At 56.6% G+C, this 24,814-nt stretch carries 18 protein-coding genes; 8 read left to right on the forward strand and 10 right to left on the reverse strand.

Annotated features, from left to right (window positions below; all coding sequences use genetic code 11):
* Positions 1 to 109 precede the first annotated feature (109 nt).
* The 4 genes from cysS to HWX34_RS01650 all read right to left on the reverse strand — a co-directional run bounded on the left by cysS (position 110) and on the right by HWX34_RS01650 (position 5,842).
* On the reverse strand, positions 110 to 1,483 hold the full coding sequence (gene cysS, locus HWX34_RS01635; RefSeq protein WP_178970693.1) for a cysteine--tRNA ligase: 1,374 nt from the start codon (positions 1,481 to 1,483) through the stop codon (positions 110 to 112).
* A 164-nt stretch (positions 1,484 to 1,647) separates the two neighbouring features.
* A complete protein-coding gene (locus tag HWX34_RS01640) occupies positions 1,648 to 2,865 on the reverse strand; it encodes a 6-phosphofructokinase (RefSeq protein WP_178970694.1) in 1,218 nt (405 codons plus the stop codon).
* 294 nt (positions 2,866 to 3,159) lie between these two features.
* A complete protein-coding gene (locus tag HWX34_RS01645; RefSeq protein WP_178970695.1) occupies positions 3,160 to 4,845 on the reverse strand; it encodes a glutamine--tRNA ligase/YqeY domain fusion protein in 1,686 nt (561 codons plus the stop codon).
* A gap of 142 nt (positions 4,846 to 4,987) precedes the next feature.
* A complete protein-coding gene (locus HWX34_RS01650) occupies positions 4,988 to 5,842 on the reverse strand; it encodes a Kdo hydroxylase family protein (protein WP_178970696.1) in 855 nt (284 codons plus the stop codon).
* 297 nt (positions 5,843 to 6,139) lie between these two features.
* Here HWX34_RS01650 and HWX34_RS01655 point away from each other — a divergent pair, with 297 nt between their 5' ends.
* Both HWX34_RS01655 and HWX34_RS01660 read left to right on the forward strand, forming a co-directional pair.
* A complete protein-coding gene (locus tag HWX34_RS01655; protein WP_178970697.1) occupies positions 6,140 to 8,425 on the forward strand; it encodes a YgiQ family radical SAM protein in 2,286 nt (761 codons plus the stop codon).
* Between the two features lie 108 nt (positions 8,426 to 8,533).
* Positions 8,534 to 9,874: an HD-GYP domain-containing protein gene (locus tag HWX34_RS01660; RefSeq protein WP_178970698.1), complete on the forward strand. Its 1,341-nt coding sequence runs from the start codon at positions 8,534 to 8,536 to the stop codon at positions 9,872 to 9,874.
* On the opposite strand, the gene HWX34_RS01665 is transcribed toward HWX34_RS01660, so the two are convergent.
* On the reverse strand, positions 9,871 to 11,589 hold the full coding sequence (locus HWX34_RS01665) for a SulP family inorganic anion transporter (protein WP_255496535.1): 1,719 nt from the start codon (positions 11,587 to 11,589) through the stop codon (positions 9,871 to 9,873). The two genes, HWX34_RS01660 and HWX34_RS01665, sit on opposite strands and share 4 nt — an antisense overlap.
* A gap of 352 nt (positions 11,590 to 11,941) precedes the next feature.
* On the opposite strand from HWX34_RS01665, the gene ppk2 reads away from it, so the two are divergent.
* The 6 genes from ppk2 (at position 11,942) to HWX34_RS01695 (ending at position 18,603) form a co-directional block, all read left to right on the forward strand.
* On the forward strand, positions 11,942 to 12,799 hold the full coding sequence (gene ppk2 / locus HWX34_RS01670; RefSeq protein ID WP_218645017.1) for a polyphosphate kinase 2: 858 nt from the start codon (positions 11,942 to 11,944) through the stop codon (positions 12,797 to 12,799).
* A 95-nt stretch (positions 12,800 to 12,894) separates the two neighbouring features.
* Positions 12,895 to 13,452, forward strand: coding sequence for a peptidylprolyl isomerase (locus tag HWX34_RS01675; protein WP_178970699.1), 558 nt, complete (start codon positions 12,895 to 12,897; stop codon positions 13,450 to 13,452).
* Between the two features lie 79 nt (positions 13,453 to 13,531).
* The gene (locus HWX34_RS01680) at positions 13,532 to 14,023 is read left to right on the forward strand and encodes a peptidylprolyl isomerase (protein ID WP_045847100.1); all 492 of its coding nucleotides are present in this window, start codon (positions 13,532 to 13,534) and stop codon (positions 14,021 to 14,023) included.
* 103 nt (positions 14,024 to 14,126) lie between these two features.
* Complete coding sequence (locus tag HWX34_RS01685) at positions 14,127 to 14,870, forward strand: UDP-2,3-diacylglucosamine diphosphatase (RefSeq protein WP_178970700.1); 744 nt, start codon at positions 14,127 to 14,129, stop codon at positions 14,868 to 14,870.
* A 287-nt stretch (positions 14,871 to 15,157) separates the two neighbouring features.
* Positions 15,158 to 16,744: a methyl-accepting chemotaxis protein gene (locus HWX34_RS01690; protein ID WP_178970701.1), complete on the forward strand. Its 1,587-nt coding sequence runs from the start codon at positions 15,158 to 15,160 to the stop codon at positions 16,742 to 16,744.
* Positions 16,745 to 16,938: 194 nt separating this feature from the next.
* Positions 16,939 to 18,603, forward strand: a complete 1,665-nt coding sequence (locus HWX34_RS01695; protein WP_218645013.1) for an L-lactate permease — start codon at positions 16,939 to 16,941, stop codon at positions 18,601 to 18,603.
* A 90-nt stretch (positions 18,604 to 18,693) separates the two neighbouring features.
* On the opposite strand, the gene HWX34_RS01700 is transcribed toward HWX34_RS01695, so the two are convergent.
* The 5 genes from HWX34_RS01700 to manD all read right to left on the reverse strand — a co-directional run bounded on the left by HWX34_RS01700 (position 18,694) and on the right by manD (position 24,694).
* Entirely contained in the window at positions 18,694 to 19,377 is a 684-nt protein-coding gene (locus HWX34_RS01700; protein WP_178970702.1) for a GntR family transcriptional regulator, read from the reverse strand.
* An 84-nt stretch (positions 19,378 to 19,461) separates the two neighbouring features.
* Positions 19,462 to 20,973, reverse strand: coding sequence for a mannitol dehydrogenase family protein (locus HWX34_RS01705; RefSeq protein WP_178970703.1), 1,512 nt, complete (start codon positions 20,971 to 20,973; stop codon positions 19,462 to 19,464).
* Between the two features lie 47 nt (positions 20,974 to 21,020).
* Entirely contained in the window at positions 21,021 to 22,400 is a 1,380-nt protein-coding gene (locus HWX34_RS01710; RefSeq protein ID WP_178970704.1) for an MFS transporter, read from the reverse strand.
* A 47-nt stretch (positions 22,401 to 22,447) separates the two neighbouring features.
* Positions 22,448 to 23,467, reverse strand: a complete 1,020-nt coding sequence (locus HWX34_RS01715) for a Zn-dependent oxidoreductase (protein ID WP_178970705.1) — start codon at positions 23,465 to 23,467, stop codon at positions 22,448 to 22,450.
* Between the two features lie 15 nt (positions 23,468 to 23,482).
* Entirely contained in the window at positions 23,483 to 24,694 is a 1,212-nt protein-coding gene (gene manD, locus HWX34_RS01720; protein ID WP_178970706.1) for a D-mannonate dehydratase ManD, read from the reverse strand.
* Positions 24,695 to 24,814: the final 120 nt, after the last annotated feature.

The following is a 24,814-nucleotide window of genomic DNA, read 5'->3' on the forward strand; positions in this document are numbered from 1 at the left end:
GGAGTGCATTATCCGCGCTTTATCAGCACTTGACAAGTCGCCCGAAACGAAAACGGCGACAGCCCTTATCAGACTGCCGCCCTGGACTTACCCGGCCAGCAATGCAGGCTCAGGCACGACGCCAGCTGGTACCCTGCGCATTGTCTTCCAGCACCACACCCTTGGCGATCAGCTCGTCACGGATACGGTCGGACTCGGCCCAGTTCTTGTTGGCACGCGCATCACGACGCGCCTGGATCAGGGCTTCGATCTGCTCGGCAGTCAACTCGCCCTCACCGGCACCGGCCTTGAGGAATTCCTCCGGCTCACGTTGCAGCAGGCCCAGCACGCCGCCCAGGTCCCTCATCAGGCGAGCCAGTTGCACATCGCGGCTCTTGTTGACTTCACCAGCCAGCTCGAACAGCACGGCAACGGCTTCGGAGGAGCTGAAGTCGTCATCCATCGCTGCCTTGAAGCGCGCAGCGTAGGGGTTGCTCCAGTCAATGCCCGTGCATTCCGGCAGCGCCAGACCGCGCAAGGCGGTGTAGAGACGAGTCAGGCCCTGCTTGGCATCGTTGAGGATGCTGTCGGTGTAGTTGACCGGGCTGCGGTAGTGGCTGCGCACAATGAAGAAGCGCACCACTTCGCCGTCGAAATGCTGCAGCACGTCGCGGATGGTGAAGAAATTGCCCAGCGATTTGGACATCTTTTCGCCATCAACATTGATGAAGCCGTTGTGCAGCCAGTAATTCACATACTGATGGCCATGCGCGCCTTCGGACTGGGCGATTTCGTTTTCATGGTGCGGGAATTGCAGGTCTTCACCACCGCCGTGGATGTCGAAGTGCTCGCCCAGATGGTGGCAGCTCATCACCGAGCATTCAATATGCCAGCCCGGACGGCCTGCACCCCACGGGCTGTCCCAGGACGGCTCGCCGGGTTTGGCGGCTTTCCACAGCACGAAGTCCAGCGGGTCGCGCTTGTTGGGGTCGATTTCCACGCGCTCACCGGCACGCAGCTTGTCCAGCGTACGGCCAGACAGCTTGCCGTAGCCTTCGAATTCGCGCACGGCGTAATACACGTCGCCATTGGGGGCCGGATAGGCCTTGCCATTGGCAATCAGCTGTTCGATCAGCGTAATCATGCCGCCCACATGGTGGGTGGCGCGCGGTTCGTGGGTCGGTGGCAGCAGGTTCAGCGCGGCGGCATCCTGATGCATGTCGGCGATGGTTTCCGCCACCAGTTGGTCCGGGGTAATGCCGCGCTCCAGCGCACGCTTGATGATCTTGTCTTCGATGTCGGTGATGTTGCGCACGTAGTTGACATCGTAGCCGGAGGCCTTGAGCCAGCGGTAGATCACGTCAAAGGCGGCCAGCATACGAGCATGGCCGATATGACAGAGGTCGTACACCGTCATGCCACACACATACATACGCACCTTGCCCGGTTCGATGGGATGGAACTCTTCTTTCTGGCGAGTCAGGGTGTTGTACACGTTCAGCATGATCTAGATAACCTGTGCTTGGGTAAAAGGGGAAATTGTAGCAGAGTCGTCAAGCCCCCGCGAAGCGCCTGCACACTGCCCATCCTGCTGCGCGGAAAATGAAAAACCGGGCCAGTGCCCGGTCCCGAGTGACATCTGGTGACATCTGCCGCCAGTAAATGGGGTCACACCGGCGGCCATTCAATACGGCGGTAGTCCGGCACGCCCTGACGGAAGGGCGGCATGCGCTCCCCTTCCATCAGCGGCAGCAGGTAATCCAGAAAAGCCTGGGTCACGCCATAGCCATCGGCAGAGATGAAGTGCGACGGGAAAGCCTTTTCCAGATCCCCCACCTCAGAGAGCGGAAACTCCGCCACTTCCCAGCGGTAAGGGTGATCGGACAGGCGGCGGATGCCCGCCATCACGCCGCTGCGGCCGGCCTGCAGCCATTCCACGCCCTTCTGCCCCATCTGGTAAGCCTGGGCGGCATCGGTGGCCGACACCAGATGGCCGGCTGCGCGTTGCAGATAATCCACTTGCGCCACATGGGCGGACAGGCCACGCTCGCGCTTGAGCAGCGCCGCCAGCCAGCTCCCCACCCCGCCCAGTTGCTCGTGCCCATACACGGACGAGGCATTGGCCTCGGTGACAAAGCGCCCGGCGGCATCCACCAGGCCTTCTGCCACCGAGATGGCACACTGGCCATGCGCCGCCAGGCTGGCATCCACTGCCGCCAGAAACTTGTCCTGATCAAACGGCACTTCCGGCAGCAACACGATATGCGGTGCCTGCCCACCGTGAATGCGCGCCGCAGCCGGTGCCGCCGCCAGCCAGCCGGTATGGCGGCCCATGGCCTCCATGATGAATACCCGGCCGCGGCCCATGCTGATCATGTCCATGCCCACTTCCAGCATGGTGCTGGCCAGAAACTTGGCCGCCGAGCCATAGCCGGGGCTGTTGTCAGTGCCGACCAGATCGTTGTCTATGGTTTTGGGCACACCAATCACATGCAGGGCATGGCCGGTATGACGCTGGAAATCCGCCAGCCGGGCGGCACAGCCCAGCGAGCCGTTGCCGCCATTGATCAGCAGATAATGAATACCGTGGCGCGCCAGCACCGTCTTCATGCGCAGCCAGTCTTCGGGACATTCATCGAAACGGCCTATCATGCGGCGGCTGACGCCAAAATGCCCACCGGGCAAAAAACCCAGCCGGGCGATGTCGTGATCGGACACGCCATCGGTATTCACCAGCCGGTCCTCCAGCAGGCCAGCCAGTCCATCGCGGGCGGCATACACGGAGATGCCCAGCTTGCGCGCGGTTTCGATCACCCCTTGCGCCGAGGCATTGAGTACGGCGGTGGGGCCGCCGGATTGCAGATACAGCAGGCGTGGCTGGTTCATGGCATTTCTCCGCGAGCAAGACCAAGGGTAGTTCTGATTGGATTTGATGCTAGGCGGCTGACCTGTAGCAGGCAAATTACATCACGCCAAAGTCGACGCGCATCAAATGCTGCGCTGGCGAAGCTTGCCAGTACCCGCTTAACGGTGTAGCCCGCGCAGCAGACATGAAAAAAGCGGGCCGTCTGGCCCGCTTTCCTATTTGACAGGGTATTCACTCAAGAAATTAAAGCGGCTAACAAAATAGCGCAGCGTCCCCGGGGCAAGCAGCAGTTTTTTGTTAGCTGCGCCACAACCTTACTTGCTCCAGTTATCGCGCAAACCCACAGTCCGGTTGAACACCGCACGCACACCTTGCTGATGGTCGTAACGGTCGGTGACAAAGTAGCCCAGGCGCTCAAACTGGAAGCGCGATTCCGGGGCTGCCTTCAACACGGCGTCTTCCACAAAGGCAGTGACGGTTTTCAGCGATTCCGGGTTGAGGAACTGGCGGAAGTCGACATATTCGCCATCGTCGCCGCGCACCGCATCCGGACGCGGCTCGGTGAACAGGCGGTCGTACAGGCGAACGTCGGCTTCAATCGCGTGCTCGGCCGATACCCAGTGAATCACGCCCTTGACCTTGCGGCCTTCCGGGTTCTTGCCCAGCGTGTCGTGGTCGATGGAGCACTTCAGTTCCACCACCTTGCCGTCGGCATCCTTGATCACTTCATCGCACTTGATGACATAGCTGTAGCGCAGGCGCACTTCGCCACCGGCGGTCAGGCGCTGCCACTTGGGCGGCGGCACTTCGGCAAAGTCGTCACGCTCGATCCAGATTTCACGGGCGATCGGCACTTCGCGCTCGCCGAATTCCGGGTGATGCGGATGGAAAGGCGCGCTGCGGCTGGCGGTGACGGCGGCATCGAAGTTGGTGAGGGTCACCTTGATCGGGTCCAGCACGGCCATCACACGCGGCGATTCGTTTTCCAGCATCTCGCGCACGGCGCCTTCCAGCACGCTCATGTCGATGATGTTTTCACCCTTGGACACGCCAATGCGCTGGGCGAAGAGGCGAATGCCGGCCGGGCTGAAACCGCGACGACGCATGCCTTCGATGGTGGGCATGCGCGGGTCGTTCCAGCCATCCACCAGACCGTCGGTTACCAGCGCCTGCAGCTTGCGCTTGGAGGTAAGCGCGTACAGCAGTTCCAGACGGGAGAATTCGTACTGGCGCGGGTGGCAAGGAATGGTGATGTTGTCCAGCACCCAGTCGTACAGCGGGCGATGGTCTTCGAACTCCAGCGTGCACAGGCTGTGGGTGATGCCTTCCAGTGCATCGGAAATGCAGTGGGTATAGTCGTACATCGGGTAGATGCACCACTTGTCGCCGGTACGGTGGTGATGGGCACGACGGATACGGTAGATCACCGGATCGCGCAGGTTGACGTTGCCGGAAGCCATGTCGATCTTCAGGCGCAGGGTCTTGCTGCCGTCCGGGAATTCACCGTTACGCATGCGGGTGAACAGGTCGAGGTTCTCTTCCACGCTACGGTCACGGAAGGGGCTGTTCTTGCCCGGCTCGGTCAGGCTGCCGCGATAGGCGCGCATTTCTTCGGCGTTCAGGTCGCAGACAAAGGCCTTGCCCGACTTGATCAGTTCGACGGCATAGTCATACAGCGCATCGAAGTAATCCGAGGCGAAACGGACATTGCCATCCCACTTGAAGCCCAGCCATTCCACGCTGTCCTTGATGGACTGCACGAATTCGTCCGACTCTTTTTCCGGGTTGGTGTCATCCATGCGCAGATTGCATTTGCCCTGGTAATCCTCGGCCAGACCGAAGTTCAGGCAGATGGATTTGGCGTGGCCCACGTGCAGGTAGCCATTGGGCTCTGGCGGGAAGCGGGTGACGATGGAACTGTGCTTACCGGAAGCCAGGTCCTCGTCAATGATGTTGCGAATGAAGTTGCTGACTACTGGCGCGTTGTTTTCCGTGCTCATGATTCTGGCTGCAGACTGATTGAAAGCAATCGGTGATTGTAACCGATTTGCCCTTGCTGGGGAGAGGCAGTCCCGGCATGGCCGGTTTCGCCAGGGAAATGCAGGCGGACTGGCGTGTTGACCGGCCATCCGCCCGCTTGGTTTACAGCAGCTTGCGCCCGGTGATGGCCTGCAATTCGGCCAGTGGCGAGCGCATCGGGTCCGCCATGTCCTGTGCTGGTAACCAGAAGGTTTGCTCCAGCATGAACTGACCGGACATCACCGCATGCGAAGCATGGTCGGAGAAGCACACCCAGCCACAACCGGGCGGAAACGGCATGGTTTCCTGCGGGCAAGTGCGCTGGTATTCCATGTCGGCCTTCATGGCATCATGCAGATGCAGCATGAGGTGATCGTAGGCGCTGCGCTTGCGCTTGGTGATTTTCAGCGCGGCCATCAGTGCGGCCGAGCCGGGCCACTGGCGCGGAATGCGTGGCAGCATGCGCCGCGCCATGTCAGCAAACGGCTCGCCCACCCGCCACACGCGTGGCTCGCCATTGGGGTTGGCATTGTAGAACACGCGCAGGATGCGCTCGCCGTAGGTGGGGCGGGACGGGAAAGCATCCACATGCAGGCGGCTGTCGTCCTTGCGCCAGGAAGTCTGGCGATTTTCCACCCGCATCAGGCGCAGGCTGGTGGGTGCAGCGCGCAGCTTGCCACGGTATTCCGGCAGCAACTGGTCGACCAGGGCAAAGGCGCTGTCGCGATAGCGGGCAATCAAGGCGCGCACCGCAGCTTCGTTGGCCGGGTCGGCCACGCCATGCAACTTGCCACCGGCTTGCGGCTCCAGGCTGATGTTCTTGCGCTTGGGGTCGGCAATGGCCGGGTTCAGCAAGGTCAGTTCGGCGGGCTGGATGGCAAAATCCAGCTGCGGCAGAAACAATACTTTGCCGCTTTCCAGTGCAGACACTTGGGATGTAAACGACTTTCCGTCCAGATGGATGATCTGACTGCTCATGCGCAATATTTCCTGTGCTGTATGTGGCTGATGTGAAGCAATACAACACACCAGCATGACAAACCAAGACAATCTGCAAGCGTACGCCAAACTGCGGCCCAGGTCACACTCCAGCAGCCTTCTCTGGGGGATAAAACCGCCAAACAACTGATTTCAACGGAAAATATTGCCCTCAGCCCCTACTCACATCATGGCAATTCGCCATTAAAAACAACAATTTATGCTGATAAAAATCCAGAAGTACGGCATAATGCCCGGTTGCTTATCCACCTGCGCCACCAGCCGCTTTCATTCAGCATGACGACACAGCCAGCCGCCGCCAAACCGATTACCTCTTACCGCAAGTACTGGGCCAGCCGCTTCGGCACTGCCCCTTTCCTGCCGATGAGCCGCGCCGAAATGGACCAGCTGGGCTGGGATTCCTGTGACATCATCCTGATTTCCGGCGACTGTTATATCGACCACCCCAGCTTTGGCATGGCGCTGGTGGGCCGTTTGCTGGAAGCCCAGGGCTTTCGCGTGGGCATCATCGCGCAGCCGGACTGGCAGTCGGCCGAGCCCTTCCGTGCGCTGGGCAAGCCCAATCTTTTCTTTGGCGTCACCGCCGGCAATATGGACTCGATGATCAACCGTTATACGGCGGATCGTCGTCCGCGCTCGGATGATGCCTACACTCCCAATGCCGAACCGAACAAGCGCCCGGACCGTGCCGTTACCGTGTATGCCCAGCGCTGCCGCGAGGCTTACCCCGGCGTGGGCGTGATGATCGGTTCCATTGAGGCCAGCCTGCGTCGCATTGCCCACTTCGATTACTGGAGCGACAAGGTACGCCAGTCGGTGCTGATCACCTCCAAGGCCGATATCCTGCTGTATGGCAATGCCGAACGTGCGCTGGTGGAAATCGCTCACCGTGCCGCCAAGGGCGAGAAGCTCTCTGAAATCCGCGATGTGCGTGGCACCGCCTTTGTGGTGCAGCAAGGCTGGCGCCCGGACGAAGAATGGCAGGAAATGGACTCCAGCGTGGTGGACACTCCCGGCAAGGTAGACCCGCACCTGAACCCGTACCAGGAAATCCCTGAGCAGGCCGCAGAAGCCACCAAGGACAGCGACCCGACTGCGCCACAGGTGATCCGCATTGAATCGCGCGAAGAACGTCTGGCCAAACGCCGCGCCGAACGCGCCAAGACCGTCATCCGCATTCCGGCCTACGAAGCCGTGGCGCACGACCCGGTGCTGTACGCCCATGCCAGCCGCACCCTGCATCTGGAATCCAACCCCGGCAATGCCCGTGCGCTGGTACAGCTGCACGGCAGCCGCGATGTGTGGCTGAACCCGCCGCCCATTCCGCTGACCACCGAGGAAATGGACTTTGTTTATGGCCTGCCCTACGCTCGTAATCCGCACCCGTCCTATGGCAATGCACACATTCCGGCGTGGGAGATGATCAAGTACTCGGTCAACATCATGCGCGGCTGTTTTGGCGGCTGTACCTTCTGCTCCATCACCGAGCACGAGGGGCGCATCATCCAGAGCCGTTCGGAAGAATCCATCCTGCACGAGATAGAAGAAATCCGCGACAAGACGCCGGGCTTTACCGGTCATATTTCGGACCTCGGCGGCCCGACAGCCAATATGTACCGCCTGTCGTGCAAGGACCCGAACATCGAGCGTTCCTGTCGCAAGCTGTCCTGTGTGTTCCCGGACATCTGCGAGAACCTGAATACCGACCACAGCCACCTGATCCAGCTGTACCGCAAGGCGCGTGCCCTGCCGGGCGTGAAGAAGATCAACATACAGTCCGGTCTGCGTTACGACCTGGCAGTGCGTTCGCCCGAATACATCAAGGAACTGGTGCAGCACCATGTGGGCGGCTACCTGAAAATCGCCCCGGAACACACCGAAGACGGCCCGCTGTCCAAGATGATGAAGCCGGGCATGGGCGCTTACGACAAGTTCAAGGAGCTGTTCGAACGCTTCAGCCGCCAGGCGGGCAAGGAACAATACCTGATCCCCTACTTCATCGCTGCCCACCCCGGCACCAGCGATGAGGACATGATGAATCTGGCCTTGTGGCTGAAGAAGAACAACTTCCGTCTGGATCAGGTGCAAACCTTTACCCCGACGCCCATGGCCATGGCCACCACCATGTGGCATACCCGGCGCAATCCGCTCAAGCGCCTGTCGCGCAGCTCGGAAAAAGTGGACGTGGTGCGCGATGGTTATCGCCGCAAGCTGCACAAGGCCTTCCTGCGCTACCACCACCCGGACAACTGGCAAATCATTCACGATGCGCTCATCAACATGGGCCGCAGCGACCTGATCGGCCACAGCAAGCATTGCCTGATTCCGCCTACCCCGCCGGGTGACAAATCCGCTGCGGTGCGTCACCGCCTGGGTGCTCCGGCGGCACGCCAGGGCAATGGCAAGCCCGGTCAGCCGCGCCCGGGCCAGGGCAAGGCCACGGCTGTACAAGGCAAATCCTTTGGCGGACGTCCGCAAGCCACCGGTCGACCGGGTGCCAAGCCTGGCAGCAAACCGGCCACGCAAGCTGCTGGCAATAACCGCAGCAAGCACAAACGCTAAAGCGATCGCACCGGCCAACGGCATCGTCCATGACGATGCCGTTTTTCTTGGGCAAATCCGCTAGTGCCAGTTACAGTACAAACAGGCTTTATAAACAGGACACCGACGATGGGCGCTTCACTCAAGCTGGCGGAATTGCTGGGCTCGCTCAGCTATGCACTGGATATCACCGAGGGCCAACCCGAGGGCCATTGCGTGCGCAGCTGCTGGATAGGCATGCACATCGGTCGCGCCATCGGTCTGGACAGCCAGTCTCTGTGGGAACTCTATTACGCCATCTTGTTGAAAGACCTGGGCTGCAGCAGCAATGCCGCCCGGATCAGCGAACTGTATCTGGCGGACGATCGCCAGTTAAAAAAAGACTTCAAGCTGGTAGGCAGCAGCTTGCCAGACAAACTGGGCTTTGTGCTAAACCATGTCGGACGCCACGCCGGCTGGGCGGAACGTCTGGCGTCCATCCTCAGCATCGTGCGCAACGGCAAGGAAATTGCCGACGAACTGATCCAGACTCGTTGCTACCGTGGCGCAGATATCGCCCGCCAGCTGCGCTTCAATGAAAACGTGGCACGTGGCATCCAGTCGCTGGACGAACACTGGGACGGCTCCGGTCGGCCGCTGGGCTTGCAGGGTGAGGCCATTCCGCTCAATGCCCGCATTGCCCTGCTGGCGCAGGTGGTGGATGTGTTTCACATCACCAGTGGTCGTGCCGGTGCGCTGGCCGAGGTGCAACAACGTGCCGGCAACTGGTTCGACCCACAGCTGGTGGCCTGCTTTGCCAGCGTGGCCAGTGACGAAACCTTCTGGCAGGTGCTGGAATCCACCACCGTCGATCAGGCCGTGCTGGCGCTGGAACCGGCCCAGCATCAGGTGGAAGTGGATGAAGATTATCTGGATGAGATTGCCGAAGGCTTCGGCCAGGTGGTCGACTCGAAAAGCCCCTTCACCGCCGGCCACAGCCAGCGGGTGGGTCATTATGCCGATCGTATTGCCGCCACCCTGGGCCTGGATGATGGCCGCCGCCGCTGGCTCAAACGCGGCGCCCTGTTACACGACGTGGGCAAGCTGGGGGTGAGCAACCGCATTCTGGACAAACCCGGCAAGCTGGATGCCGAGGAATGGGCCGCTGTGCAAAAACACGCCAGCTACACCCATGCCATCCTGGGCCGCATGCAGGTGTTTGCCGAGCTGGCCGATGTTTCCGCCGCCCACCATGAACGACTGGATGGCAAGGGTTATCCGCGCGGCCTGGCTGGCGACGCCATCACCCTGGAAACCCGAATCATCACCACCGCTGACATTTTTGACGCCATCAATGCCGAGCGGCCCTACCACCCGGCCACACCGGTGGCCAAAACACTGGACATCATGCAACAGAACCTGCACGTGGCCATCGATCCACGCTGTTTTGCAGCCTTGCAGCAGGTATTGCGCGAGGAAGGCCAGCTCTAGCCCCACACCACGCCACTGGTGAGCAACTGTTCGGCCCGCTGCAAGGCAGCGGCCAGATCCGGCTGCAGATTGTCCGTGCCCAGATCATCCACCAGCCGCGACCCCTTGAGCATGTCCAGTACCTCATCGGTCGCACCACACAGAATCAGCGTCTTGCCCTGCACGCGCAGCTTGTCGTTCAGACTGTCCAGCGCCAGCAAACCGGTGGTATCCAACATCACCAACCGGTGCAGCTGCAAAATGATGACGCGAGCCTGCCCGGCTTGCTGGTGAATGATTTCCACGCTGTCCGCCGCCCCGAAAAACAGCGCACCCTCTACCCGGAAAGCAGCACAGCCATCCGGCACATGCTTGCCGGCAATGGTATGCCGCTCGAACAACTGCGCATATTCCGGCAACAAGCGGTTGACCGAGGTATGGCTGGCCATGCTGCGGATAAAGAACACCGCCGCCATCAACAGGCCGATTTGCACCGCTACCGTCAAATCAAACACCACAGTCAGCACAAAGGTGACAATGAGCACGGCAGTGTCACGCTTGGGAAACTGGAAAGCCTTGCGGATATCCCAGTCGCCCATCTTCAAGGCCACCGAAATCAGAATGGCGGCCAGTACCGCCAGCGGAATGCTGGCCGCCAACGGGGCGGCCACCAGCAAAATCAACAGCAGCAACACGGCATGCACCATGGCAGCCACCGGGCTTCTGCCGCCGTTGCTGATATTGGTGGCAGTACGTGCCACCGCGCCGGTAGCCGGAATGCCGCCAAAGAACGGCGCCACCATATTGGCGATGCCCTGACCGATCAGCTCCTGATTGGAGTCGTGTTTGTCTGCCGTCATGCTGTCGGCCACCACCGCGCACAACAGCGACTCGATGGCGCCCAGCAAGGCAATGGTGAATGCCGGAGCCAGCAGATCGGACAGATGGGTCGGGTCCAGGTCCAGTCCGCCAAAGCTGGGCAGGCCCTGCGGAATGCCACCGAATTTGCTGCCCAGCGTGGCTACCGGCAAACCGAACAAGGCGGTGGCCAGCGTCGCCAGCATCAGCGCGACAAAAGGTGCCGGCAATACGCGGTTCAGCCGCTTGGGCCATAGCAGGATCAATAGCAAGCTGGCCGCTGACAGCAGCAAGGTAGGCGAGTGAAAATTGCCCAGTTGCTCACGCAAGACCTGCATCACCGCAAAGAAACCGGCCGGCATCTTTTCCACCGGCAAGCCGAAAAAATCTTTCAGCTGGGTGAGGAAAATCAGCACGGCGATACCGTTGGTAAAGCCGGTAATCAGTGGCAAGGGAAAAAAGCGGATCACCTGCCCCAGCCGGAAGATGCCCATCAACACCAGCATCACCCCGGACATGAAGGTACAGATCAGCAGATTGGCCACGCCATACTTGGCCACGATTCCGTAAATAATGACGATGAAGGCACCGGTTGGCCCGGTCACCGACAAACGGCTTCCCCCCAGTCCTGCCGCCAGAAAACCGGCAATCACAGCAGTAAAAATACCTGCCTGCGGTGTCACGCCGCTGGCCATGGCAAAGGCCATGGCCAAGGGCAAGGCAACAATCCCGACAGTTATGCCAGCCATGATGTCATCACGCAGCAGCTGGCGGTTATAGCTTTTCAGGGTGTCAACAATACGAGGGCGGAATCCCAGACTGAGCATGGTGCGACTTTCGGTAATGGCAAGCTGCAGCAAACGGTGCCGCGCTTGCATGTTTGTACTGTCATCATCGGCGTGAGGCAGGCCCGGCGCAAGTCAGCCAGGCACAACACCTGCGTGATACCGGCCATGGCAGAGGCATATCGACACCCTAATTCAACAGGCGTAGCATGGTTTCAAGACCACTTCAGCATGAGGGAAAACCATGACGCAAGACAAAAATAACGATCCCGCCATCAACACGCCTGTCGACAGCACAGCTGCAGAGGAAAACACCAGCACCACCAGTACTCCTGCCGTCAGCCGCAAACCTGCACGCAGCACCAGCAGTCGCCAGAGCAACGTCAAGCGCGTGCATCAAGAGTCGGTGAAAGCCATCGAATCCATCAGCCAGCAGCCGGTTGCACTGCAAGTGGCAGAAGCCCCGCACGGCAGCAGCGAAGACAGCAGCACTGCCGAACTCCCCGCCAGCTTTCCCTACCGCACCCGCATGCGCCGGGCCGAGTACGAAAAGATCAAGATGGAGTTGCAGATCGAGCTGTTGAAAGTACAGAACTGGGTGAAGGAAACCGGGCAGAAAATCGTCATCCTGTTTGAAGGCCGTGACGCTGCCGGCAAAGGCGGCACCATCAAGCGCTACATGGAGCACCTCAATCCGCGTGGTGCCCGGGTAGTGGCACTGGAAAAGCCGTCCGAACGTGAGCGTGGTCAATGGTATTTCCAGCGTTATATCGAACATCTGCCCTCTTCCGGTGAAATCGTGTTCTTCGACCGTTCCTGGTATAACCGCGCGGGCGTGGAGAGGGTGATGGGCTTCTGCACCCCGGACGAATATCTGGAATTCATGCGCCAGACTCCGCAGCTGGAACGCATGCTGGTGAACAGCGGCATTCATCTGTTCAAGTTCTGGTTCTCGGTCAGCCGCGAAGAACAGCTGCGCCGCTTCATCTCGCGTCGCGACGACCCGCTCAAGCACTGGAAGCTCTCACCCATCGACATTCAGTCGCTGGACAAATGGGACGACTACACCGCAGCCAAACAGGCCATGTTCTTCCACACCAATACCGGCGATGCACCATGGGTGGTGGTGAAATCAGACGACAAGAAACGGGCGCGACTGAACTGCATCCGCCATTTCCTGGCCAGCCTGGACTACCCCAACAAGGACCCGCGTGTGGCCCATGCCGCCGACCCGCTGATCGTGGGGGCCCCCAAACACATGCACAATGCCGATGAGGACAAGTCGCTGCGTTTTGACGTCTGAACCATGGGTAAGGGGGAATGACAGCAGCCGCATCCGTGATGCGGCTGCTGTGCTAGAATCCGGCTTTATTCCTGCCGACAGCTCTCGTTACGCTCATGAAAAAACTGCTCGCAAGCCTTGCCCTGTGTGCCCTGCCCCTGTTGGCACACGCTGCACCGGTGGTGGAAATGACCACCAACAAAGGCGTGATTGAAATCACCCTGGATTCGGCCAAAGCGCCCAAGACCGTAGCCAACTTTGTCAGCTATGCCAAAGCCGGTTTTTACAACGGTACGGTATTTCACCGCATCATCGATGGTTTCATGATTCAGGGCGGTGGTTTTGATGGCAAGCTGGAACAGAAGAAAACCAATGCGCCTATTCCGAATGAAGCCGCCAACGGCCTGAAAAACAGCATCGGCACCATTGCCATGGCCCGCACCGCCGATCCCAATTCGGCAACGGCACAGTTTTTCATCAATGTGGCCAATAACGAATTCCTAGACTACAAAAACCCCAGCCCGCAAGGCATCGGCTATGCTGTATTCGGCAAGGTCAGCAAGGGCATGGACGTGGTCAACCGCATTGCCAAAACCCACACCGGTAGCATGAAAGGCATGGATGACGTGCCCTTCGAGCCCATCGTGATCCAGAAGGTTGTGGTCAAACCCTGACCCGCCCTCACCGGCCAGCCACAGGCTGGCCTTCAGCACACCGCATCAAGCGTACGCTTCAGACAATAAAGGAATACACATGATCAAACTGAGCACCAACTTCGGCGATATCGTTCTGGAACTGTTCCACGACAAAGCCCCGGTCACTGCCGCCAATTTTGAAGAATACGTAAAGAGCGGCCACTACGACGGCACCATCTTTCACCGCGTGATCAACGGTTTCATGATTCAAGGCGGTGGTTTTGATGCCGACATGAAGCAAAAAGACACCCGCGATCCGATCAAGAACGAAGCCAACAACGGTGTTTCCAACAAGACCTACACCGTTGCCATGGCCCGCACCATGGACCCGCACTCCGCATCGGCCCAGTTCTTCATCAACGTGTCTGACAATGACTTCCTGGACTTCAAGTCCGAAACCACCCAAGGCTGGGGCTATGCCGTCTTTGGCCAGGTGGTGGAAGGCAAGGAAGTGGTTGATCGCATCAAGACCGTGCGCACCGGTCGCAGCGGCGGTCACCAGGACGTGCCGGTTGAAGCCGTAGTTGTCGAAAAGGCCGAGATCATCTGATCCCGGCACGGGCCACTGCTGGCCCTCTCAGCAAGCCAGCTCCCTTCAGGTGGGCTGGCTTTGTTTTATCATTCCAGACATTTGTTGCCCTTGCCGAACCATCATGAGCCACCACTTCATTTCCGACCTGCACCTGAACGAAGACAGCCCTGCACTATGCCAGTTGTTTGTGAGTACCTTGCAAGCATGGCAGGGGCAGATCGACAGCCTGTTCATTCTGGGCGATTTGTTCGAATACTGGGTTGGTGATGACGATGATTCTGCATTCTTGCAAGACATGCTGTCCGCCATGCAGCAGTTCTCCTGCCATACTCCACTCTATGTGATGCGTGGCAACCGCGACTTCCTGCTGGGTGAGGGCTTTTGCCAGCGCAGCGGAGGCGTTTTGCTGGAGGACCCCTACCTGCTGGAAGCCTATGGCCAGCGCTATCTTTTGAGCCATGGAGATGCACTGTGCACCGCTGACACTGCCTATCAGCAATTCAGGGCCATGAGCCGCAACCGGGCCTGGCAAGCCGCCATGCTGGCGCGTCCGCTGAGCGAACGCCACGCCATTGCCGCACAAGCACGCATGCAAAGTGAAGCTGCCAAGCAGCAGCAAGGCCTGAGCGCCATTACTGATGTCACCGAACAGGCGGTACTGACATTACTCGACCAATATGACTGGCCCATCCTGATTCACGGCCACACCCACCGCCCGGCCTGCCACAGCTATCAGCAAGACAACAAGACCAGTCAGCGTTGGGTGCTGACCGACTGGCACGGCAATCAGGGTGGCTATCTGCGATTGGATGAAAACGGCCTGCAAGTGCAAACGCTGACAGCAGCGCATTCTGGGCACGATTAAACCGACTGACGGGTGCCTTGCCTGCAGCAAAACAGCTGTGACACGGCAGGCCCAGACATCCCCATCCTTACTACCGTTAAGTACCATTCTTTCGGTCAGTATGTAATACCTTCACCCTCGCAAGAATGTGCTATTCCTGATAGGTGGGTTCGCGCACGTGGTATGGGCTGCGCAGCCCCACTGACAACATGGCATGCCCAACATGCCTGACAACAGCAGCACAGCAGACAATGCCCGCCAACTGGCAGGCTTGGTCGGACATGTGCGGGTTTTGGGGAATCACAGCAATGCAGAACCATTACCGTTTTTTCTCGGTACGGCAGCGTTTTGTCTGGCTTACGCTGGTGCTGGCCAGCTTGCTGGCCACGGTGGCACTGGGAGCGGCAGTACTGATCCGGCAAATCACCATCGGCGGGCCGCAGTACCATCGCATCATCCAGGCCAAGGATCTGGTGGCCGACATCCTGCCACCACCGGCTTACATCATAGAAGCCAATCTTCTCGTCCATCAGCTCAGGCTGGCATCCATTGAGCAACAAGTGCATCTGATCGGGCAGTTACAACGCAGTGAACAGGCGTTCAATCAGCATTATCAATACTGGCAGCAACAGGATTTACCCATTGGATTACGAGAGGCACTGACAGGCCAGGCACAGGAATATGGTCGTGAGTTTTTCATTTTGCTGAACCACCAGTTGCTTCCAGCCCTGCAAAAGAAGCAGGACCGTCAGGTCAACATTGTTTTTGCCCATATGCAGCAGGTGTATGCGCAACACCGCCAGGCCATAGACAAGGCCGTGATTCAGGCCCAGCAGTACCAGCAGCAGCTGGAAGATGAGGCCGCCAGCAGCAATCGGCAAAACTGGCTGCTATTGTCACTGGCCTTACTCGGCACCGTATTGGTGGTGGCCGTGTTATTGCGCTGGAGCTATCGCCGGCTGATCGCGCTGTTGGGTGCGGAACCGGCCCAAACCCGCCAGCATATCGGTCAACTGGCAGAAGGCCAGTGGCAAGGCAGTCTGCAGCAAGTCAGCCCCCACAGCATGAGTGGCGTACTGGACAGCATGATCAGCCGCTTGAGCACAGTCATGCACGGCATACGCCAAACGGCGACAGACATGCGTACCTTGTCCGGACAGGTAGAACATGCAGCCAGCCATGTTGGCGACCAAACCAGTAACCAGGCTGCCCATCTGGAGGAAATTGCCTCCACCTTGCAGCAGTTTTCTTCCACGCTGGATGCCACCATGCATAGCGCCCAGCAAACCGAACAACAAGCCATTGCAGCGGTAGACGCCAGCCGTGAAGGCCGCTTGCTGGTAGAAAACACGGTGCAGGCGCTGCACCACATCATCCAGTGCATTGAGCAGATCGACGACATTGTTTACCAGACGGATTTGCTGGCCCTGAATGCCACTATCGAAGCCGCCCGTGCCGGAGAACACGGCAAGGGTTTTGCCGTGGTGGCGCAGGAAGTACGCAAACTGGCCCAGCGCAGCAAGGACGTGGCGCAGGAAATCCAGCAATTGTCGCAACAAACCATGAGCAGAGCCGAACATGCCGGTAGCGCCATGGGTACGCTGGAAGACATCATCAGTCAGACCCGTCGCCTGGTGGAACACATCAACAGCAGCAGCCAGGAACAGAACCTGGGCATCAGTCAGATTTCACAGTCACTGAACCAGTTAAGCTATTCATCGGTTCAAAACGCTGAAGAATCGCTGAACATGGCTACACTTTCGCGCGAAATGCTGCAGCATGCCGAAGCCTTGCAACAGCGGGTTGCCTTCTTCCGCCTGCGCGATCAAGCCGGTGACTACCCGCAGCTAGCCGCCCAGGATGGTGAAAGCAGCGCTGCGCTGACAGCTGCCTGACCCTCACTCACCACCTTACTCCAGCGTCAGATACAGGGTAAACCCGCAAGGGCAAGCCCTAAATGACGATTTGATGCTTGATCACTACAGTTGCGCCATCCGCCACCAGTACAAAAACAGGCGGAACGCTCGAATGAGGCACAGCCGCGATGGCTGCGCCCGATCAACGCCAACAATCATTGGAGAGAACCATCATGTGGTCCCACGTTTATGACCCACTGGGTAACCCGTGGCTGTCTACGCTGTGCGCAGCGCTGCCGGTCATCGTGCTGCTGGGCGCGCTCGGCATTTTTCACATCAAGGCTCACATTGCAGCCGTGATTGGTTTGATCACTTCACTCGTTGTCGCCATCGGCATTTTTGGCATGCCGGCTGGCATGGCGGCCAGTGCCACCCTGATGGGAGCCGCCAATGGCTTGCTGCCGATTGGCTGGATCATTCTGAACGTGATCTTCCTGTACCAGCTGACCGAACGCAAAGGTCAGTTCGCCATCCTGCGTGAAAGCATTACCGGCGTCACGCAAGACCGTCGCCTGCAACTGCTGCTGATTGCCTTCTGCTTTGGTGCCTTCTTCGAAGGTGCTGGCGGCTTTGGTACACCGGTGGCCGTGACCGGTGCCATGCTGATTGGCCTGGGCTTCTCGCCACTGGCTGCATCCGGCTTGTCGCTAATCGCCAACACCGCGCCGGTTGCTTACGGCGCACTGGGTACCCCGATCACCACCCTGGCCAAGGTAACCGGCATTGACGTGATGCTGATTTCCTCCATGGTGGGTCGCCAGATGACCATCTTCGCCGTCATCGTGCCATTCTGGTTGCTGATTGCCTTCTGCGGCTGGAAAAACACCCTGCGCATCTGGCCTGCCGCCCTGGTGGCTGGCCTGTCCTTCGCCATTCCGCAGCTGATCGTCTCCAACACCATGGGGCCTGAGCTGGTGGCCGTGATTGCCTCGGTTTGTTCGATTGCCGCGCTGGTGCTGTTCCTGAAGGTATGGCATCCGCAAGAGGTGTACACCTCTACCGCTGGCACCATGGCCGGTGCTGCCGCCGAAGCGGCCGGCAAGACTGCGCTGCAACCGAAGCATAGCTACTCCACCGGTGATGTGATCCGCGCCTGGTTGCCGTGGCTGATCCTGTCGGTACTGGTGTTTGCCTGGGGCTCGCCGAACGTGAAAAAGGCACTGGATGCCATTTTCACCCTGGATATCCAATGGCCCGGCCTGCACAACCTGGTGCAGAAAATGCCGCCGGTTGTGGCCAAGCCGCACCTGGAAGCTGCGGTCTACAAGCTGAACCTGCTGTCCACCACCGGTACTGGCATTCTGGTGGCCGGCATCCTGTCCGGCCTGATCATGGGCTATCGCCCGAGCGAGCTGGTGAAGGTATACGGTCAGACTTTCTGGTCGCTGCGCTACTCGCTGATCACCATCGTGGCCATGCTGGCACTGGGTTACCTGACCCGCTACTCCGGCGTGGACATCACCCTGGGCCTGGCGTTCTCGCACACTGGCGTGCTCTACCCCTTCTTCGGCACCTTGCTGGGCTGGCTGGGCGTGGCACTGACCGGCTCCGACACCGCCGCCAACGTGCTGTTCGGTGGTCTGCAAAAGGCATCGGCCACCCAGCTGGGCCTGTCGCCGGTACTGATGACCGCCGCCAACTCCGCAGGTGGCGTGATGGGCAAGATGATCGACGCCCAGTCCATCGTGGTGGCTTCGACAGCGACCCAGTATTACGGCAAGGAAGGCGTCATCCTGCGCTATGTGTTCTTCCATTCACTGGCACTGGCTTGCCTGGTCGGCCTGGTAGTAACAGCGATGGCTTACCTGCCGCCGTTTACCCTGTTGGTATTGCACTAAAGCTTGATGGCAGCTGTCGCTGCCAGACAAAAAGCCCCGCCAGAATGCCTGGCGGGGCTTTTTGTATCTGTGCGAAGCGGACAAACCGCTTCAGTTGATGAACCAATCCTGATTGTGTCGTGCCACCTCCAGCACCGAGCGGCCAATCTCCTGCAAATGCGCAGCCATTGCCGCTTCACTAGCATCGGCATCCCTTGCCTGCAAAGCACTCACAATCTGTGCGTGCTGTTCAATCAGTAATTCCGGTGGCGATACCGCATCCAGGCTGAGAAAGCGCACACGGTCCATCGTCGCCTTGATGCTCTCGATGGTTTGCCAAGCCAGTGCACAGGTAGCGAACTGTGCCAATAGCTGATGAAACGCATCATCCAGCTGTAAGAACACATCAGCCTGGCCAGTTTGTGCCGCCAGTTGTTGCTGCTGCAGATTGTGCTCCAGTGTAAGCAGTTGACCCTGATTGATTTGCACGGCCAAACGGCGTGCCACCGCACACTCCACCGCCTGCCGGATAAAGCTGCCCTCCGCGACCTGGCTGACAGAAATCTTCACCACCAGCGTGCCGCGCTGCGGCAGAATCTGCACCAAGCCCGCTTCGGCCAACTTGATGAATGCTTCGCGCACAGGCTGGCGCGATACCGCAAAACGGCTGGAAATTTCCTTTTCGGACAGCAACATGCCAGGGGGAATTCTGGCGGTCACGATATCCTGCCGCAACAGACGGAAAATTTGCTGATTAACAGGCAGCACGCTGGTCAATAACGGAGGTATGGTCATGCAAAACAGCCATCCAGATCGATAAGGACCGCATACTAACAGAGTGAACCGCCACACCCACTACGTGGAGGTATCACTCGGAAACTATCCTGCACCGTCACCAGCACCGGCCAGCTCACCTGCATAGCCAAGCTGAGCACAAACCCGTGCAGCACAAGCTTTGGCACCATACTTCTGCAATTGGCAGACATACCGACTGAGTACAGCAATAAAATGCGCATGACGTGGCAGGTCTGCACCAAACACCTGCTCCAATTGTAATAAGGCCTGTACAGAGGACATTGCAGGCCCACGCGAATGCAGCAACATGCGTATCTCAGCCGCCAATGGGTCACGCACATCAATCACCCGGCCTTGCTCATCAATCCCAGACACATAACACATCCATGCGGCCAGCCCCAAGGCAAGACAATCAAAGCGGCTGCCGCGTGCCAGATGAACACGGATAGGAGCCAGCAGGCGCTGCGGAAGTTTTTGCGAACCGTCCATGGCAATCTGCCAGGTTTGATGCGGCAGTGCCGGATTGCGAAAACGCTGTAACAAGCTGGCAGCATATTCCTCAGCGGGCTGTGGAGTATCCGCCAGCGTAACCGCTTGCTCATGCACCATTAGGTGATGCACCAGTTGCGCCAGCGCTGCGTCCTGCATGCAATCACTGATATGGGTATAGCCCGCCAGATAGCCCAGGTACGCCAGAAATGAATGGCTGCCATTGAGCATACGCAGCTTCATTTCTTCAAATGGACTCACATCAGCAACCAGCTGCACCCCCACCCGCTCCCACGCTGGCCTGCCTTGTGGAAAATGATCCTCGATCACCCACTGCCGGAACGGTTCGCACGCAACCCCGACCCGGTCATCCACGCCCCCCAGCAAAGCACGGATCCGGGTACGGGTCACCTCACTGACCATGGGTACAATGCAATCCACCATACTGGATGGACAGGCTACATGCTGTGCTACCCATTCAGCCATTCCTACATCATTCTGCAGAACCGCCAATTGCATTAACACCTGACGAGTAATCACGCCATTGGCCGGCATATTGTCACAGGACAACACGGCAAATGCCGGCAAACCACGCTGGCGTCGCAGACGTAATCCAGCCAGCAGTACGGCAGCTGCCGAACGAGGCTGCAAGGGATGGGCCGCATCATGCAAGATGACAGGATGATCCAGCTGCAATTGCCCTGTAGCTGGCAAGTGGCAATAACCTTTCTCGGTAATGGTCAAGGTCACGATAGCCAGGTCTGGATGTGCTAGCGCTTCCAGCACCGCGGGTAATTCATCTTCATTCTGCGATAGTGCCTGGCAAACAATACCTACCACGCGGCAATGCCAACCCTGCGCATCCATATCAGATACGGAAAACAGCAAATCCTGCTGCTTAAGCGCGTGAATCGTACCACTGCTATCTGACAAGCTAACTTCGCAATATCCCCAATCACTACCATGGTGACGCGCTAATTCATCCGCATAAACAGCCTGATGAGCACGATGAAATGCGCCGCAACCCAGGTGTAATAGCCGCGGACGCAGAGCCTGTCTAGCATATCCAGCCTGCAAGACTGATGCTGCCGAAATCGACTGATGCATGAGATTACCTACTGAATAGAATGATGAGACCACGTGACATGGGAGAACTACTTGACTCTGCCATGTAATTCAGCAGCATCCAGAACCAGATTCAAATCCCGGTCTTTCACTTCCGGCATCAACAGTGCCGCAAGCAAGCCGATCGCAGAATAAGCCATCACCATCACCGCAATTGGCCACCAACTACCGCTAAGATGGCAGAAAATACCTGCCAGCAAGGGGCCAAAGCCGACAGCAACCAGACCACCTGTTTCTTTGGAAATCGCCATACAGGTAAAACGTTGCCGTACGCCAAACAACTCCGCCAAGGTAATATTCTCCAGTGCAAACAAACCCAGCACTGCAATATTGTGGATCACAATAATGCACACCATGATTACACCGACTCCATAGTTCGGATCCATTATTACAGAGAGCAAGGGGAAAGCCAGGAAAATTGCCATTACATTCAGCACAATATAAGGCGGTCTTCGACCAAATTTATCGGACAGCCAACCCAATAAAGGAATACTAAAAAAACCAATAACAGAGCTAATCATCAAGGCATCGGTAGGGATATTTTTATCAAATAATAATGTTTGAACCAGATAACCCGTAAGAAAAGTCTGCAACAGACCCGAATTGCCCGCTTGACCAAAACGCAGACCAGTTGCAATCCAGAAAGATCGGCTACGAAACATAGAGAGAAAATGAACATCATTCCCAATCTGTCCTGCCGTCGCAGCAACTTTAGTATTCGTTTCATTTTCTTGAACAAATACCGGGCTTTCTTTTAGATTGGCACGCAGCCAGATCGCAAAGATCATGACAACAACGCTGGAAAGAAAGGGAATACGCCACCCCCATTCCATCAACTGCTGTCGATCCAAGGTATAAAATACCAGCGCCCAAATTGCAGTCGCCGCCAACGTACCACAATTAGTTCCCATGACAACCAAGGAAGAAATAATACCGCGTCGTCCCTGTGGTGCAAACTCAGCCAACATGGTGCCAGCACCGGATATTTCGGCACCGGCGCCCAAACCTTGCACAATTCGCAGCAACACCAATAAAATTGGTGCCATCATTCCAATTTGCGCATAGGTAGGTAAGATACCAACCAGCGTAGTGCATATACCCATCATGGCAATCGTAATGAACAATACTTTTTTCCTGCCAATTGAATCACCCATCCTACCAAATATAAAAGCGCCAACAATCCGGGCAAGATAACCAGCACCATAAGTACCCATTGCCAGAATGAGAACCATGGCCTTACTCTTACCCTGAAAAAAAATTTCATGAAATACCAATGCAGCGCCAAGTGAATATAATTGAAAGTCCATAAATTCCAATGCAGTACCCAACCACCCGGACACCGCTGCCTTGACTAGGCCAGATGTTTCATTAACATCGACACCCTGCTCCAACACTTTTTCCGTATTCATTACATCCACTCCAAAACACAATTATCATCATGTATCAAGAGACAACATCACCCAGGGAATTCCAATAATATTTTGCAACATTCCGCTGGTTTATTTTCAAAAAAATCCAATGCCACACCCACCTGATTAAAATCAAATTTATGTGTAATCAAAACATCAGGATTTAACTTTTCACCACTCATCCAATCAATCACGAGAGGGAAACGTGCACTATTCAAGCGTGATGAGAAAATGGAAAGCTCCTTGCTGGTTATGTCTTTCTGGCTGACAATACATGATTCATCAGAGAAGCCCATTATACCGATCCGACCAGCTGGTGATGCCAACTCGACTGCCTGCTGCAAAATGGATGGATGACATGCGGCATCAACAATCAAAGTAGGCGCACGCCCATACTTTTTAAAATAATCAAATAAATCTGCATCCTGATTAGTCACTACCTTATCAGCACCGCACTCAAGTGCACGACCCAATCTGTCAATTACACGATCTGTAGCAACAAGATGCGCCACGCCAAATACATTCTTCAATACTTGGATGACCGCCAGCCCCATAGGGCCAGCACCATAAACCAGGGCGATATCCTGTGCTGTTGGTTTAAGCTGGGCCGTGATATTGGCCGCGATGCTGAATGGTTCAACCAACGCAGCATGCTGTGCTGGTATCGCTTCAGGAACAAAATGGGCATTACTGGCAGGCACACAGGCAAACTCACTGAATCCACCATCACGGTGCACCCCAATCACCTGCAAATTCAGACAAACATTAGGTCGTCCTACACTGCATGGATAACATTTCCCACAACTGACCACCGGATCGATGACTACGCGCTGGCCAATTTTACTCGGAGCCACAAGCCGACCAACCTGATCAATCACACCGAAAAATTCATGCCCAATCACTCGTGGATATCTGGCAAAGGGGTTGTGCCCATGATAAATATGAACATCAGAACCACACACACCGGCATAAACGACTTTTACTCTTACCTCATTTTCGTCAGGATGCGGAATTTCGTGCTGCTGTATATCAAGCACACCAGGCTGGCTAATGACTATACTTTTCATTACGACTCCCTTTAATTACCAATTCCACATCGTGCCATCTTCCAGTCTTGCTATAGGTAAACAAGCTGGTTCATAAGGATATTTCTGAGCGATCTTCTCATCAAAATCTACCCCCAAACCGGGTTCATCTCCTGGATACATGTAACCACTTTCAATCAGCCAGTTTCGCGGGAAAGCTTCCAACATGACTTCCGAATAGCCCATATATTCCTGAATACCAAAATTGGGAACCCATAAATCAAAGTGCAATGCTGCTGCCATACTAATCGGGGACAAGTCGCTAGCACCATGAGACCCTGTGCGTATTTGATAAAGTGAAGCAAAGTCAGCTATACGACGCATACCACTAATGCCACCCGCATGCGTCACCGTTGTGCGAATAAAGTCAATCAACTGTTGTTCTATTAATTTTTTGCAATCCCATATACTGTTAAATACTTCCCCAACGGCAATTGGCGTCGTAGTGTGTTGTCTTATCAAGCTAAAACATTCCTGATTTTCCGCTGGTGTCGGATCCTCCATCCAGAACAAATTATATGCTTCAATACTCTTGCCAAAACGTGCAGCTTCTATCGGAGTCAAGCGATGGTGCACATCATGCAAAAGGCAAGAATCCATGCCAAATTTATTACGAATCTGATCGAATAGCTTTGGTATAAAGTTCAGATATTTTTCTGTGGACCACAACTGCTCTTCAGGATAATACCCTTTAACGGCCGGTTCATATTTACCCCCTTTCTTTGCCAACCCATAAGCAGATGAAATACCAGGAATTCCACACTGTACACGCACAGCCTTGAAACCTGTTTCAATAAGTCTGGCGTAATCATCTAGTACGGCATCGATAGTACTTCCCGTACAATGAGCATACACCATGACTTTTTCACGTGATGCACCACCCAATAACTGATAAACGGGCATATTTGCTGCTTTTCCTTTGATATCCCACAAAGCCATATCAATTGAAGAAATAGCAGACATAGTTACCGGGCCACGTCGCCAGTAGCCTCCTTTATAAAAACATTGCCAGATATCTTCTATTTTCTGGGCATCCCGTCCGATAAGCTGCGGACAGAGATGGTCCCGCAGATATGCAACAACAGATAGTTCACGCCCATTCAGCGTGGCATCTCCAACACCAGTCAAACCAGATTTCGTAGTTATTTTTAACGTAACAAAGTTCCGCCCAGGACAACTTACAAATACATCTGCCTTGATTATTTTCACTCAATGCTCCGATATTCATTGCCAAAACATAGTCATGAAAATTAATACACAAGGACCTACCATACAAGTATTTATCACTGCCAAAAGTGCCAGATATTTATTCAAAAACATAAAAATAAT

The organism is Aquitalea sp. LB_tupeE (assembly GCF_013391415.1).
Lineage (GTDB): Bacteria > Pseudomonadota > Gammaproteobacteria > Burkholderiales > Chromobacteriaceae > Aquitalea.